This is a genomic window from Acetobacter musti, from assembly GCF_011516835.1.
GTDB classification, from domain to species: domain Bacteria; phylum Pseudomonadota; class Alphaproteobacteria; order Acetobacterales; family Acetobacteraceae; genus Acetobacter; species Acetobacter musti.
Genome location: NZ_WOTB01000022.1, coordinates 1 through 12451 on the forward strand (window position 1 = coordinate 1; position 12451 = coordinate 12451).

17 protein-coding genes and 1 tRNA gene are annotated in these 12451 nt (G+C 58.1%); 15 read left to right on the plus strand and 3 right to left on the minus strand.

Translation table 11 applies throughout. The annotated features are described in order from the left end of the window. Window positions 1–127 precede the first annotated feature (127 nt). The 14 genes from GOB93_RS14750 (at window position 128) to GOB93_RS14815 (ending at window position 8981) form a co-directional block, all read left to right on the plus strand. The gene (locus GOB93_RS14750) at window positions 128–979 is read left to right on the plus strand and encodes a virulence-associated E family protein (RefSeq protein ID WP_198912706.1); all 852 of its coding nucleotides are present in this window, start codon (window positions 128–130) and stop codon (window positions 977–979) included. Between the two features lie 809 nt (window positions 980–1788). Further along, on the plus strand, window positions 1789–2007 hold the full coding sequence (locus tag GOB93_RS14755; RefSeq protein ID WP_173584276.1) for a helix-turn-helix transcriptional regulator: 219 nt from the start codon (window positions 1789–1791) through the stop codon (window positions 2005–2007). After that, window positions 1994–2215 carry a hypothetical protein gene (locus tag GOB93_RS14760; RefSeq protein ID WP_173584277.1) on the plus strand — a complete coding sequence of 74 codons (222 nt, stop codon included), beginning with the start codon at window positions 1994–1996 and terminating at the stop codon, window positions 2213–2215. Before GOB93_RS14755 ends, GOB93_RS14760 begins: the two co-directional genes overlap by 14 nt. Further along, window positions 2215–2736 (plus strand): hypothetical protein, encoded by a 522-nt coding sequence (locus GOB93_RS14765; protein WP_173584278.1) that lies wholly within the window; start codon window positions 2215–2217, stop codon window positions 2734–2736. The genes GOB93_RS14760 and GOB93_RS14765 overlap by 1 nt, the downstream gene beginning before the upstream one ends. Then, window positions 2721–3329, plus strand: coding sequence for a hypothetical protein (locus GOB93_RS14770; RefSeq protein ID WP_338422390.1), 609 nt, complete (start codon window positions 2721–2723; stop codon window positions 3327–3329). Before GOB93_RS14765 ends, GOB93_RS14770 begins: the two co-directional genes overlap by 16 nt. Next, window positions 3322–4095, plus strand: coding sequence for a terminase large subunit domain-containing protein (locus GOB93_RS14775; RefSeq protein WP_173584279.1), 774 nt, complete (start codon window positions 3322–3324; stop codon window positions 4093–4095). The genes GOB93_RS14770 and GOB93_RS14775 overlap by 8 nt, the downstream gene beginning before the upstream one ends. Before the next feature lie 8 nt (window positions 4096–4103). Beyond that, window positions 4104–4520 carry a hypothetical protein gene (locus tag GOB93_RS14780; RefSeq protein WP_173584280.1) on the plus strand — a complete coding sequence of 139 codons (417 nt, stop codon included), beginning with the start codon at window positions 4104–4106 and terminating at the stop codon, window positions 4518–4520. Beyond that, window positions 4517–5236 (plus strand): hypothetical protein, encoded by a 720-nt coding sequence (locus GOB93_RS14785; RefSeq protein ID WP_173584328.1) that lies wholly within the window; start codon window positions 4517–4519, stop codon window positions 5234–5236. Before GOB93_RS14780 ends, GOB93_RS14785 begins: the two co-directional genes overlap by 4 nt. Beyond that, the gene (locus GOB93_RS14790; protein ID WP_173584281.1) at window positions 5233–5736 is read left to right on the plus strand and encodes a RuvC family protein; all 504 of its coding nucleotides are present in this window, start codon (window positions 5233–5235) and stop codon (window positions 5734–5736) included. Before GOB93_RS14785 ends, GOB93_RS14790 begins: the two co-directional genes overlap by 4 nt. Beyond that, window positions 5726–5878: a hypothetical protein gene (locus GOB93_RS14795; RefSeq protein WP_173584282.1), complete on the plus strand. Its 153-nt coding sequence runs from the start codon at window positions 5726–5728 to the stop codon at window positions 5876–5878. The genes GOB93_RS14790 and GOB93_RS14795 overlap by 11 nt, the downstream gene beginning before the upstream one ends. Before the next feature lie 11 nt (window positions 5879–5889). Then, window positions 5890–6306: a hypothetical protein gene (locus GOB93_RS14800; protein ID WP_173584283.1), complete on the plus strand. Its 417-nt coding sequence runs from the start codon at window positions 5890–5892 to the stop codon at window positions 6304–6306. Between the two features lie 23 nt (window positions 6307–6329). Beyond that, a complete protein-coding gene (locus tag GOB93_RS14805) occupies window positions 6330–6647 on the plus strand; it encodes a hypothetical protein (RefSeq protein ID WP_173584284.1) in 318 nt (105 codons plus the stop codon). 29 nt (window positions 6648–6676) lie between these two features. Next, window positions 6677–6823, plus strand: a complete 147-nt coding sequence (locus GOB93_RS14810; RefSeq protein ID WP_173584285.1) for a hypothetical protein — start codon at window positions 6677–6679, stop codon at window positions 6821–6823. Beyond that, window positions 6813–8981, plus strand: a complete 2169-nt coding sequence (locus GOB93_RS14815; protein ID WP_173584286.1) for a hypothetical protein — start codon at window positions 6813–6815, stop codon at window positions 8979–8981. Before GOB93_RS14810 ends, GOB93_RS14815 begins: the two co-directional genes overlap by 11 nt. Before the next feature lie 130 nt (window positions 8982–9111). On the opposite strand, the gene GOB93_RS14820 is transcribed toward GOB93_RS14815, so the two are convergent. Then, window positions 9112–9187: transfer RNA gene (locus tag GOB93_RS14820), tRNA-Asn, on the minus strand. 134 nt (window positions 9188–9321) lie between these two features. On the opposite strand from GOB93_RS14820, the gene GOB93_RS14825 reads away from it, so the two are divergent. After that, the gene (locus GOB93_RS14825; protein WP_173584287.1) at window positions 9322–10356 is read left to right on the plus strand and encodes an ABC transporter substrate-binding protein; all 1035 of its coding nucleotides are present in this window, start codon (window positions 9322–9324) and stop codon (window positions 10354–10356) included. A gap of 21 nt (window positions 10357–10377) precedes the next feature. Here the strand turns inward: GOB93_RS14825 and GOB93_RS14830 are convergent, their stop codons facing one another. Next, window positions 10378–11619: a DUF2075 domain-containing protein gene (locus tag GOB93_RS14830; protein ID WP_173584288.1), complete on the minus strand. Its 1242-nt coding sequence runs from the start codon at window positions 11617–11619 to the stop codon at window positions 10378–10380. 17 nt (window positions 11620–11636) lie between these two features. After that, on the minus strand, window positions 11637–12428 hold the full coding sequence (locus GOB93_RS14835; RefSeq protein WP_173584289.1) for a YdcF family protein: 792 nt from the start codon (window positions 12426–12428) through the stop codon (window positions 11637–11639). Between the last annotated feature and the right edge of the window lie 23 nt (window positions 12429–12451).

The following is a 12451-nucleotide window of genomic DNA, read 5'->3' on the forward strand; positions in this document are numbered from 1 at the left end:
AATGATCAAGCGAACCATGTTCGGAAGAGCAGGCTTCGAACTCCTCAGGGCGCGTGTCCTTCAGCCCGCATAATCAAAAAACATCATCACGAAAAGTGCGGAAGAACCCAGGAACTGGCTGAACGCTTTGCGGTGGGATGGCCAGGACCGGCTCGGCAACTGGCTTGCTGCGTACCTCGGCGCTGACGACACGCCCTATACACGCGGCATCGGACGCATGTTCCTGATCGCGATGGTGGCCCGCATCATGCAACCCGGATGCAAGGCTGATTATATGATGATCCTTGAAGGACAGCAGGGACTTCGGAAATCGACAGCCTGCGGCATCCTTGGTGGCGACTGGTTCAGCGATAACCTTCCTGACATCAGAACAGGCGGTAAGGACGTGGCCCAGCATCTCGCCGGCAAGTGGCTGATCGAAGTGGCAGAAATGTCGGCGCTCGATAAAAGTGAAGCCGCAGCCTTAAAGGCTTTCATCACCCGCTCGACTGAACGCTACCGGCCCAGCTTCGGCCGCAAGGAGGTCATCCAGCCTCGCCAGTGCGTGTTCATCGGCACGACCAACAAGACAGCCTATCTGCGTGATGAAACCGGCGGCCGGCGGTTCTGGCCGGTGAAAGTCGGCCGGATCGATACTGATGCGCTCGGCAGAGATCGCGATCAGCTCTTCGCCGAGGCCGTGCATCTCTATCGGGCCGGTGTGAAATGGTGGCCGGATCAGCAGTTTGAGGCTGACCATATCAGAGCGGAGCAGGAAGCCCGTTACGAGGCCGACGCCTGGGAAGAAGCGATCCTGCCGTATCTGGCGAACGTCTCACGCACGACGATCATGGAAGTGGCCCGTGAGGCCATTCATCTCGACAAGCCGAAGATCGGAACGGCCGATCAGAGACGGATTGCCGCGATCATGGAGCGGGCGGGGTGGGAGCGCGGAACGAAAATCAGCGGAGTAAGATGGTGGGTGCCATGTCGGGAATAAAAAGTGCGCCCCTATACTTCCGCAGAAATCTGCCGTTTTTTCTCCATAGGGGCGCACTGGGGCGCATATTTCTATAGTGGCGATATTTGACCGTATTCCGGTAAAAAGCACTGTATAAGGAAAGTGCGCCCTAGTGCGCTACTGCGCCCCAGATTTTGAAGGTTCGAATCCTTTCGGGTCCGCCAGAAATTCCTACTCTTGAGGCAGTTTTACGGAGCGGTCGTAAAACTGGTGTCTCAATGCTCGGGGCTCCCCTTTCGCTCTTAAAAATCGACTGAGTCCGCGCCCGCGCACACGCGACGGAAGGGCGCCTGATGGTCAGCAGACCCCGCCAGAATGCAGATTTGCATAGTTCGCACCGAGTGATTGGCGGAATTCTTGCCACGGTGGCTGAAATGAGCCAGAGAAAAACTGGTCCTCTGAGAAAAGTCAGGACTTCGAGGCTTTCGCCAATTCGGGCGAAAACCCACCGATGGCCAGCTGATTACTTGCTGACAGCTTGCGCCACGCTGTCACGGAGTGAGGTTCGGTTTCTATCCGAGACACCGAATGAAGCCATAAAAGCTATGTATTCTGTCGGTTTTTAATCGGATAAATGAGATTGCTCCTCTCTTTGTCCCTCTTAACGACACGGGAAGCGCAACTCCGAACCATACTCCTGTCAGTGTGGCGAAATATCTTCCGGTTAATTCGGTAATTAAAACCCGTAATATTTTGTCATCTCAGCCTGTTTCTCGGTGTATCATCGCTGACAACAAATAAGAATTGAATACATATCAAATACACGCTCAATCATTTATCGTATTCATATGAGCGCACATGACGTTTCCGCCCCGATATGCCTTTCGACCGATGATGCAGCCCGCAAGATCGGCATCAGTTCGGCCACGCTTCGCCGTCTGACGCACGAAGGTTCGGGACCGCCATCGATCGTGGTTGGCAAGAAACGCCGCCTGTATCCAGACGATGATCTGAGGGCGTGGGTGCGCAGCCAGAAACAGAGGAGCGCGCCTGATGAGCACGCTTGAAGATACTGCCCGGTCTGCCGGGCTCAAAGACATGTCCCTCCTTGAGTGCGTCCGGAAGGATCTGCCGCCGGCTGGTCAGGTTGCTGATCTGAAATCCCGGTATCCGCAGGCATTTGCCCCGGCGTTTGATGCCCGCACAGCTTCGAAAGCAGACGTTGAAGCACGTCTGAAGCAGATGGGTGTTCGCCTTCGCCGGAGTATGATGTGATGCAGACTACGACAGCAGAAAGACCAATTTCTGATGTTGTCCGTGAGATGAGCGCGGCACATGCTGCCGCCCGTGTCCGCTCCGGCGCGCCGTGGGCGAAGCTCGATGCCATGGCCCTGCGGGCGCAGTATGCCGCAGGGCAGTACGAGCGGACGGGAGCCAATCTGAACTCTGTTGCTGACCGGGAAGCCAAGGCCCGCATCCGTAAGACAATAGAGGACACGACAGCAGAGTTCATACGCTGGCGGGACATGCCGCAGGAGCGGATGGCTCGTGAAGTGGCGGTGATCAATGCCAGGCCCGTATCGCCTGCCCCCGTCCAGACTCCTGAGCTGCAGGCCAGCGCCCTGCTGGACGAGTTCAGCCAGCGTGGCATCCGCCTTGACGTGGGGTCGAAGAACCGCATCAGCGTACGCCCTGCCCATCTGCTCACAGACCACGACAAGGCCCGGCTGACGACCCTGCGTGAGCTTGTTGCGGCGGCGTGGCTGGACCGGAATCAGGTGTGGATCTGCGAGTGACGACACCCGTCGAAAACGCCTCTGGACCGTCGGACGAAAAGACCGGCGAAATTGCCGTTTCAGCGTCGGGGGCGACGAAAAGACCAGCGACCAGAAGAGGGCGTCCGTGCAGCATCTGCACCCATCCTCTGGCGCGCGAGATCGACCGGGCGCTGATCAATCCGGATACCTCATGCGCCTCGGTTGCGGAAGCGTTCCCCGGTGTCACGGCCCGTGCCCTTCAGAGGCACTACGCGGACCATCTCCTGCCCCGGCTGGAAAAGGCGACGGGTCTGCTGGCTGACGACATCGAGCCGACGCTCGGCATCGTTGCCCGGCTTGAAGATCTGCGCGGCCGTGCAATGGCACTCCTCGACCGGGCCGAGAAGGCTGGCAAGCTGAAGGATGCCATTGCTGCCATCCGTGAAGCCCGTGGCGTGCTGGACTCTCAGGCCCGCGTGACGGGTGAAGGCTCCCGTGCGGGCGTGCAGATCAACATCGTCAATGCCCCTGGCTGGACCGTCGTGCAGGGCAGCATTCTCACGGCGCTGGCACCTTACCCGGAAGCCCGCGCCGCTGTCGTGACCGCGCTGGGGCAGATGACCGATGGCTGATCTGGCGCAGGACATGGCCCGCGATATCCGGCATGCCCTTGATCCGGTGCTGTTTGCGCGTGAGCGGCTGGGTTTCGATCCTGACCCGTGGCAGGCCAGTGTTCTTGGCTCGACCAGAAACCGTATCCTGCTGAACTGTACGCGGCAGGCCGGCAAGACGACCACGACATCCGTGCTGGCGCTGCATACCGCCATGTATCGCCAGTCCTCGCTGATTCTCCTGTTCTCCAAGGCGCACCGCCAGAGTTCCGAACTTCTGGCCAAGGTGCATGGCTATATCAATACGATGAAGGGGCCGCCTCAGCTTGTGAAAGAGGCTGTGACCGAGATCAAACTTGCCAACGGTTCGCGTATCGTCAGTCTTCCGGGCGAGAGTGAGTCCATCCGTGGCTATTCCGCGCCGAATCTGATTGTTGAAGATGAGGCCGCCTTTGTTGAGGATGGCCTCTACGAAGCGTTTCTGCCGATGCTGGCGACGAGTAATGGCCGGCTTGTGCTGATGAGCACACCAAACGGAAAACGCGGACATTTCTATTCAGCCTGGGCCAACGGAGATCAGAAGTGGCAGCGCGAAAGCGTGACGGCCGAACAGGTCTCCCGCATCAGCCCGGAATACCTTGAGGATATGCGCTCCGAATACGGTCCATGGAAATTCCAGCAGGAATTCTTCTGCAAATTTGTCGAGGCAGACGACCAGTTTTTCTCCGATGAGGTCATCGAACGGGCATTCTCCCGAGATGTGCCTCTGCTTGAACTCAGCTTCTGAGGCGCACGATGCAGATACGACGACTTTTCCTTTCTGGCGAAATGAATCTGGCCGGATCTGAAACCGGCCCCAGTGGTGTGAGCGGCGCGATCACCGTTCCGGCCGCTCCGGATCATGGTCTGGCAAGTGTCGTTTTTCCCGAATGCGCGGCCGGCGCCGGCTTGCTGGTCAGTAATGACGGCAGCCGCCTGCTAACACTCTGGTACGTGCCCGGACAGAGCGCACCGCCATCCGTTCCGGACGGCGCAAGGGCAAATGGTGGTAATATCACCATCGCACCGGGAGCACGCGTCATGCTGACCGACTGCACGGGGACGACAGGCGTTACTTACCAGGGCGACGCTTTTACTGTGGTGCCGGGAACTCTGCATTATGCTGGCTTTGAAGATCCCGCCGATCATCCGGCCGCTACGGTTTGCCTGTGATTGTTCGACCCTATACGGAGATTACGGAAGATCGCCGGGTCATCACCGATGGCCAGCTTGACAGTTACGTGGTCGGTCTGGATCTCGGAAAGTCTCAGGATTTTACGGCCATTTGCGTGGCGGAAGTCCTGTCCTGCGAGCGGCAGCGCTGGCAGAGGACAAAGTTCGAGGCGCTGGCAAGAATCACAGAGCGGCGCCGGACCCGCCGTTACCGGGTGGTGAATGTACATCGTTATGCCCGCGGCACCAGTTATCCTGATATTACCCGGTCTGTGCAAAGCATTCTCCGGCAGCTCCCCGCGGCGCCGATGAACCCGGCTCTGTTTGTGGACCGTACGGGCGTTGGCGCGCCGGTTGTCGATGCAATGCGCGAAATGGGGCTCTGGCTGACGGGCATATCGATCACCGGCGGTTCGAAAGTCAGCCGGCCAAATGCCAGAGAAGCCAATGTGCCGAAATCCGTGCTGGCATCCACGCTCGATATCGCGTTTGCCGAGGACCGTCTCGAACTGACGTCGCAGGCCAGTGCTTCCGAGGTGCTGAAACTGGAGCTGCAGAACTTCCGCGTGAAAAAGACCGCTGCGGGCAATGAACAGTTCGAAGCGTGGCGTGAAGGACACCACGACGATCTCGTCCTGGCTGTGTCTCTGGCGATCTGGGGTGCTGAAAACAGACCGTGGCCATGTCCGCCGGTCAAATGGAGCATAGGCCGATGACCCGTACCATAGCCGCCATCGATCCGGGCAAGACCGGCGCCATCGCCATCCTGTCCGATCGCGGGGATCTGATCGAGGTTCTGGACATGCCGACCGCGCCGGTCACGGTTTCGGGCAAGATCCGTCACATCGTCTCCGCCCCGCTTCTGGCGACAATGCTGCGGGCTCATGACCCGGCGGAGGTCTGGCTTGAGCGTGTCGGCGCGAGGCCGGCGGAGGGTGCTGTCGGGGCTTTTGCCTTCGGGCGGGGCGTTGGAGTGATCGAGGGCGTTACTGCAGCTCTTGGCAAGCCTCTGTCGCTGGTCACGCCGGCCGAATGGAAACGGGCTACCCGGACGCCGGCGAATAAGGATTCAGCCAGGGCGCGGGCCATGCAGCTTTTCCCGACCGCTGCTGACCAGTTCAAACGCGTTAAGGACGACGGACGCGCTGAGGCTGCTCTGATCGGGCTTTATGCAACCAGAAACCATGCACGGGAGACACACCATCATGACACCTGAACAGGTCCGTAAAATGATCGATGCTCTGCCAGAGTTCCCGGTTCTGGCAGTCACAGCCAGCACACCCGCTGCAGACACGTTCCGCCTGTCACTGGTGGTTGCGAGCCGTATTATCCCTGCTGCGATCGGCCGTCCCCGATAATGGGATCACGAGTGCCTACTATCGGGCGGAATACGGATATCGTCATTCTTTGGGGCGGCTTTCGTGTTGATCTCCCGGGCGTGCAGGCTTTTTCCGCCAGCCAGATCGTAGATGAGATCCGACAGCATCCGTTCAACAATGATCCGTGTGCTGCTGATCTTCCCGCGGGCTGGCGCGGCCAGGTGACGTTTATCCGGGATGCCGGTTCTTTCGATGCTCTGACTGCATCGATTGAAGCGAATTTCCTTGATGGATGCGTCGTAAATACCGGGGCACTTTTTCAGTACATCAGGGAACCGGACGGAAGTCAGTCCACCTTCGAGTTCGCTGGCCTGACATTTCGGGCCGAAAATACAGGAGCCTATCAGGCTTCCGGAGTTGTCCGGCAGACTCTGGGTTTTACAGCATCCAGGCGCCGGAAATTATAAACACAATCTGAAAGAGATTTCTTATGTCTGAGGTATCTGTCGTAGACGTTCCGGACGGGCGCAAACTGGCGGTAAAGGAAGTCACGCCGAGCGGCCTGATGTCGATCATGGAAGCCTGCGGCCGTTTCGTGCCGTCCGAAGGCTGGATGCGGTATGCGATGCTGGCCTGTTCGGTTCAGTCCATTGACGACATTCCCGTGCCGAAACCGACGAGTAAGGCGGCTATCGAGCATCTGGCAGATAAACTCGGCAATGCCGGGATTGTTGCTCTCAGCGAGCATTTTTACCCGGGCACACCCGATGAAGAAGCCGGCAATGAGACTGATGCCGCAAAAAACTGAGCAGGCACCCCGCTCTGAACGAAGTCGCGATGCTGGTTCAGAATGGGGTGCCATGGTCGGTCGCGATGGAAATGGGCGCGACTCAGCGCCTTGCCTGGTGCGTTATGTTCGGAGAGCAGTCCGGTGGCCGCTTCGACTGGGATACGATGATGTGGAGCAGGCCTGATGCCGGTTGAGGCTTATCAGATCGGCATTTCCCTGAAGGCGGACGCGGACGGTGTCCTGTCAGCGCTGGGCCAGATGCTGAAAGCGTTCGAGCGCATCAATAAGGCTCAGAACGAGACGAACATCGGAACTCGTGAGATTGTCAGCGGTCTTCGGGGGGCAACGAGATCCGCGCTCAGTCTTGCTGATGCCTATGACAGAGTGGCGCAGGCCTGCCAGCGTGCTGCCCGGGCATCATCCCGTGTTCGCGCTCCTCAGGGCGGAGGTGGATTTGCGTCTGACGACGATGAAGGGACCGAACGTCCGGGACGCCCCCGGCGATCCTCGTCCTCTTCCGGCGGCCAGCTCGTGCCGCTGTCGCCCGGCCGGGATCTGATTCCTTACGGCTCCCGCGATCTTTACCTCCCTTCGTCCGCTGAGAGTCATTCTGGCGGAGGCCTCCTGCCACCACCTCGCCCGTCCGGCTATCAGTACGACTGGAGCTGGCTGGGAGGCGACGGTGATCAGGGCACGTCACAGGCTGGCGGCCGCCAGCGCGGATCATTCCCCCGTCATGACCTGCAGGAACTCGGCTTCGGAATCGGCGCAGCCGGCATCGGGGCAGGCCGCCTCGTTGGCTCTGCGGATGCACGAGGGTTTACGACCGACACGCTCCTGAGTGTTCTGGGCTCTGATAATCGCATCACGCCCTCGCAGCTTCGATCCGCCTACAATGCCGCTTACAACGCGACGAACAGCGCACCGGGAACACGGCTCAACACCAATCTCGAAGCCCTGATCGATCTGACCAACGTCACCGGCAATGTGACGGAGGCAATGGGGGCTCTGCCGGCCTTTGCGAAGATGACGTCACGGCTGCAGGCAATCAGCCGCCAGCACGGCGGAGATGGCGATGCCGCTTATGCCGCGGCTAAAGCCATGGACATCATGGGCGGGATGATTGACGACGGGCAGGTGAACCCGGCGCTGATGCAGCACCGGCTGGATCTGATGACCCGCGTCGCCGTGGCGACAAATGACCGTGTTGATCCCCGCCAGTATCTGGGATTTGCCAAACAGGCCCGCTCGGCCGGGATGATGCTGTCAGATCAGTTCACCTACGAAGAGCTGCCGGCGATTATCCAGAATATCGGTGGCCAGCGGGCTGGCACGGCGCTCGTGTCGCTGTCTCAGGTGTTTGAGGGCGGCCGGATGACAGACAAGAGCTATGATGCTCTGGCTGCCATCGGACTGGCACCGCGCAGGCGAGGAAAGAGGCAGGGACGGGTTTACGATCTGAATCTGCTCGGCAGCGATCCTCTGGAATGGATGCAGCATGCTCAGCGCCGGATGAACGCTGCGGGCATCCATGGCACGACGGCACAAATGACTGCTCTGTCGAATGCATCTCAGCGGAGCACGATTGCCGGCCTTCTGGCAGACCTGCTGAAAGACATGCCGGCGATTCTGAGAGACCGGGAGCGTATCCGTCATACGGACATCTCCGGGATGGATCGTAATGCAGCCGCAGCGGTGAATAGCCTGTCGGCTGCATGGGACCAGATGCTGACGGTGGCGGGGAACTCGAACACGAAGGACGCCATCACAGCTGTCACAGCCCTGACGAACGGGCTTAACGCACTCGGTGACGCCGAGAAAAAGCATCCGAACATGGCCAGGATGCTGACCGATCTCGCCATAGGCATTGGTGCGGTCGGTGTGGCGGCCGGAGCTGCGCTGGTTGCGATCGGCCCGCTTCTGGCGCTGAAAGGTCTCGCGAATTACGCCTTCCCGAAAGGCGGTCAGGGCGCAGCAGCCGGAGCTGCGAGGGTCGGCGGTGGGTTTATCGCCGGAGGCCTGCGCCGTGGATTTGCCGGATACATGGCGCATGAAGGTCTGAGCTGGCTGGACCCGGATGACCGGACGGGGGCGTGGATCGACCGCAATATCCCCGGCGCATCCTGGCTGGACAATCAGGCCTCGCGTATCGGACTCGGGCGCAGTTATGCAGAGCAAAGACAGCTTGAGGTCCGCATCAATCCCGCGCCAGTTTACCTGGACGGCAAAAAGGTTGCCGACGCGATGTTCGATGTTGAGGTGCAGCGCGCGCGGCAGGACATGCGGTCACAGGGATCGTGGAATGACCCGCTGGCCTATCCGCAGTATCCGGGGATGGCGACGGGGCATTAAGGTGTAAAACTGTCTCTTACTGGCTCAGGATGTGGCCCTGAACGTCAGTTTTTAAGAGGGACAACATGATGGGCGGAGTTTCCGCTATCAGATGTAAAGCACTGATTTTATTAGGAATTTTTGCATGATCTGGCTCCCGAAGTAGGACTCGAACCTACGACCCAGCGATTAACAGTCGCTTGCTCTACCAACTGAGCTATTCGGGACCAGCGGCGCCTCTATACGAAAGGCTCTTCGTTCCGTAAAGCCCCTGAGGAAGAAATTTTTCCAGAGTACGATTTTGACATCCGGCATCCCTGAAGGCAGCTAGGGGCTGGCAGTATGAGGGGGATCAGAGAGCTTGCGGCCAGACAGAACAGCAGGCGGAGGACGCAGGCGGTTTCTCGCCATGACAGGTGCGGGTGCTGGTATCGTGGCAGGGGGTGCGGCTGTCTGGCAATGGTACAGGCCGAAACGGTCGCACAGCGAACCAGACGGACGATACCGGAGTCTCGTTCTCGCCTGGCCCGCGCCGGAAACCGACCTTGTGATGATTGTGGCCCGGGAAAGAGGTTTCTTCACGAATTACAGTCTTGATGTGACAACGAGAGCGGTCACCACGGGAAATCAGGCCATCGCTGCTCTTGGTAAGGATTCCGTTGTCGGCGCGGCGGCGCCGGCATTGTCCTGGTTGCCTGCGCTTTACGGAGGAAAAAAGGCGAAACTTATCGCCGGATTGTCGGCGGGTACATACCGTCTCCTGGTGCGGTCACACACGGGAATTGTCAGGCTGGAAAATCTCGTTGGCAAGACGATTGCCGTTGTGGATGAAGACGCAGCCGATCGCCGTTTTTTTTCAGTTCTGCTGCGTCGCAAAGGAATTAGTCCGGGAGACGTGCACTGGAAAGCGGTGCCGGCAGATCAGATTTCCGGTCGGATCGCTTCCGGTGAACTGGATGGTGTGGTCGCTCATGATTTTCTCGCATGGCACCTGCTTTCCGGGAGTGGTGGTGGCCTGACTGAACTCGCGGGCTCAACGACCGGTCATTATTCAGAGCGGATCAACCGGGTTTTTGGTCTTGATGAGAATTACCTTGCTGATGACCCGGGGGGCGGTGTTGCCCTGGCGCTCGCTTTTCGTGACGCCGGGCGGTGGATCGAAAAGCACAGGGACGAAGCAGTCACTCTGCTGGCGCCCTATCTGCCGCAGATGGATGAGGACACCGTTTCTGATATGCTCGCCCACGAGCCGAAACCAATTCATCTGATCGGACACTGGCTGCGTGACCAGATGGCGCAGTATGCAGATGAACTGAAGCTTATTGATATATTACCGGATTCACTCGATTCCGGATCTTTTGCACAATCGGTCTGCCGCAATGTGCTCCGGCCGTGATGCTGACTGCTCGCGTCTGGCTTACTTCCTTATGAGGCTCAGTTCGTGCAGGCGCGCTCTGAGGGCGGAATCTGCAGCGTAAATGTAAAGACCACGAATTCCGCGAGTCAGCAGAACGAAGATTGCGTTGCACATCACCTGTTTTCTGGCGGCTTCCACATCCTGTATTCCGTCGCGCCCGGCAAACGCCGCTTTGTCCTCATATCTGGATGGGTTCAGTATAATACGATCCGTTTCCGGATCATATCTGACTGATGGTCCCATAATGACGCCGGCGTAATTAAGATCGAAGCCCTGAACAGTGTAGACAGAGCCTACCTCATCGACTGAATCTGCCCGCTCCGCCCAGGGAAGCGGGTGGCCGGGCTGATTTCTGTCCCATCGGAGGTGAAACTTGCCGGCTGTAACAAAGTGGTCTTTCCCGTTCAGCGTATAGGGATAGTCATACGTCGAGAGGATGCGGCAAAGCCCGTATTTGCGATTCTTCTCACGGATGCTTTGATACATCTTTTCAGCGTCATCATAGATCCGGAAATCGAATTCCTGTCTGACGGGAAGATCTGTGAGTGCTCCGTCGCAGAAATTGCGGATCCAGGTCATAACGTCCGGCTTTGCACATACACGAAACTGATCGGTCAGTTCGACGACTTTTCCCGGTATGGAATGAAGAAATCCGTTCAGTCTGGTCTGATTCCAGTAGCTTTTGAATTTGAGTGTCTGGCGTGGATCGAAGACGAGGATCACGATCCGTGCCAGTCTGAGGATTTCTTCAAGCTGGTTGGTCTGGCGAAACCGGTTGTAAGGATCGCTTCGCGTCAGAAGAAGGTGGGCCTCATCGATAAACACGATATCCGCGCGGGTATCGGATTTCTGCATTGTGTTGATGAAGGTTGTCGGTCGTTCATAATCCTTTCGCCGAAGCGAGGAAACGGTTGCGGAAATGTTTCGGTAGAGCTTTATCATCTCGGGATGATTGACGAGCAGAACATTCTGCATTCCGTAAAGAGGGGATGTCCGGTTCTGTCGTGATTCTGTCTGAATGCGGTTAAAGGCTGTATTCAGGACAAGGCTTTTTCCCGTTCCTGCGTCACCCTCAATCACAAAAACTGCATGATCGTCATGTCTGTGGGTCTCGCAGAACCGGATAATCTCTGTGACCAGTGCGGTCTGTTTTTCAGTCAGACTCTGCAGGGGAGAAAGTTTTCCGATGGAGCTGTTGGTCTCCTGAGGATCGTTTATGACGATCTCACCATCGCTGACCATCTCCTGAGCCTTTCTTGCTATTCCCCGGGGGAGAGTGGTCCTGGAAACAGGGCATCTGTCCAGCCTCGCGCGCGATAGGCAGCCATGCCGATCCATTCATGCGCAGCCCAGTCGAGCACGGCCATGCGTGCACCCAGAGATAAAGAATACCCATGTAACCGGTCGCGCGACATATAACCAACAGGCCAGGGCAGAACATGCCAGCCGGCACGGCGAAACACTCCCACCGAGCGCGGCATATGGCTTGCGGACGTTATCAGAATCCATGTTTCATTCGGCGCGGGGTGGACAAGACTGAAACTGTCCGTGGCATTTTCTCGTGTTGTACGAGAATGATTTTCGTAAATCACTCTTCCTGCCGGAAGACCGAGTTCTTCAAATAAAATCTGCACCCATTTCGCTTCGTTCGTTACGCCCTGCGCGATGTCTCCCGAACCGCCAGTAAAGACCAGTTTTGCTTCAGGATAACGACGTGCCAGCGCGACGAAGGTTGTAAGGCGATCCCCGGCCGTGCCGGTAACGGGCATCTGCCGATCCTCGCTTGTCAGGTCGTCTATTGATCCGCCCAGCACAATAATGCCGTCGACATGTGCGGGCGGAATTGTAACCCGTGGAAAACGGTCATCCAGTGGCCGGACAGCCCATTGATCCACGGGGAATATCAGGCAGGTCGCCATCCCCAGTGCAGCCGTGACGACGAGGATGCGACCGAAGCGCATCCGATGGAGGATCAGACCGATCAGCATCATTTCAACGAGAAATGCTGCCGGCAGCATAGCTATCGTCAGAAATTTACCGATCAGAAACATGATGACGGATCCGCAGAAAGACG

What these genes read in the sequence shown, in the direction of transcription:
- GOB93_RS14795 (WP_173584282.1), top strand. Translation starts at nt 5,726, where the DNA reads ATGACACCTGAACAGGTCCGTAAAATGATCGATGCTCTGCCAGAGTTC.
- GOB93_RS14775 (WP_173584279.1), top strand. Translation starts at nt 3,322, where the DNA reads ATGGCTGATCTGGCGCAGGACATGGCCCGCGATATCCGGCATGCCCTT.
- GOB93_RS14780 (WP_173584280.1), top strand. Translation starts at nt 4,104, where the DNA reads ATGCAGATACGACGACTTTTCCTTTCTGGCGAAATGAATCTGGCCGGA.
- GOB93_RS14760 (WP_173584277.1), top strand. Translation starts at nt 1,994, where the DNA reads ATGAGCACGCTTGAAGATACTGCCCGGTCTGCCGGGCTCAAAGACATG.
- GOB93_RS14815 (WP_173584286.1), top strand. Translation starts at nt 6,813, where the DNA reads ATGCCGGTTGAGGCTTATCAGATCGGCATTTCCCTGAAGGCGGACGCG.
- GOB93_RS14755 (WP_173584276.1), top strand. Translation starts at nt 1,789, where the DNA reads ATGAGCGCACATGACGTTTCCGCCCCGATATGCCTTTCGACCGATGAT.
- GOB93_RS14835 (WP_173584289.1), bottom strand. Translation starts at nt 12,428, where the DNA reads ATGTTTCTGATCGGTAAATTTCTGACGATAGCTATGCTGCCGGCAGCA.
- GOB93_RS14830 (WP_173584288.1), bottom strand. Translation starts at nt 11,619, where the DNA reads ATGGTCAGCGATGGTGAGATCGTCATAAACGATCCTCAGGAGACCAAC.
- GOB93_RS14805 (WP_173584284.1), top strand. Translation starts at nt 6,330, where the DNA reads ATGTCTGAGGTATCTGTCGTAGACGTTCCGGACGGGCGCAAACTGGCG.
- GOB93_RS14790 (WP_173584281.1), top strand. Translation starts at nt 5,233, where the DNA reads ATGACCCGTACCATAGCCGCCATCGATCCGGGCAAGACCGGCGCCATC.
- GOB93_RS14810 (WP_173584285.1), top strand. Translation starts at nt 6,677, where the DNA reads ATGCTGGTTCAGAATGGGGTGCCATGGTCGGTCGCGATGGAAATGGGC.
- GOB93_RS14765 (WP_173584278.1), top strand. Translation starts at nt 2,215, where the DNA reads ATGCAGACTACGACAGCAGAAAGACCAATTTCTGATGTTGTCCGTGAG.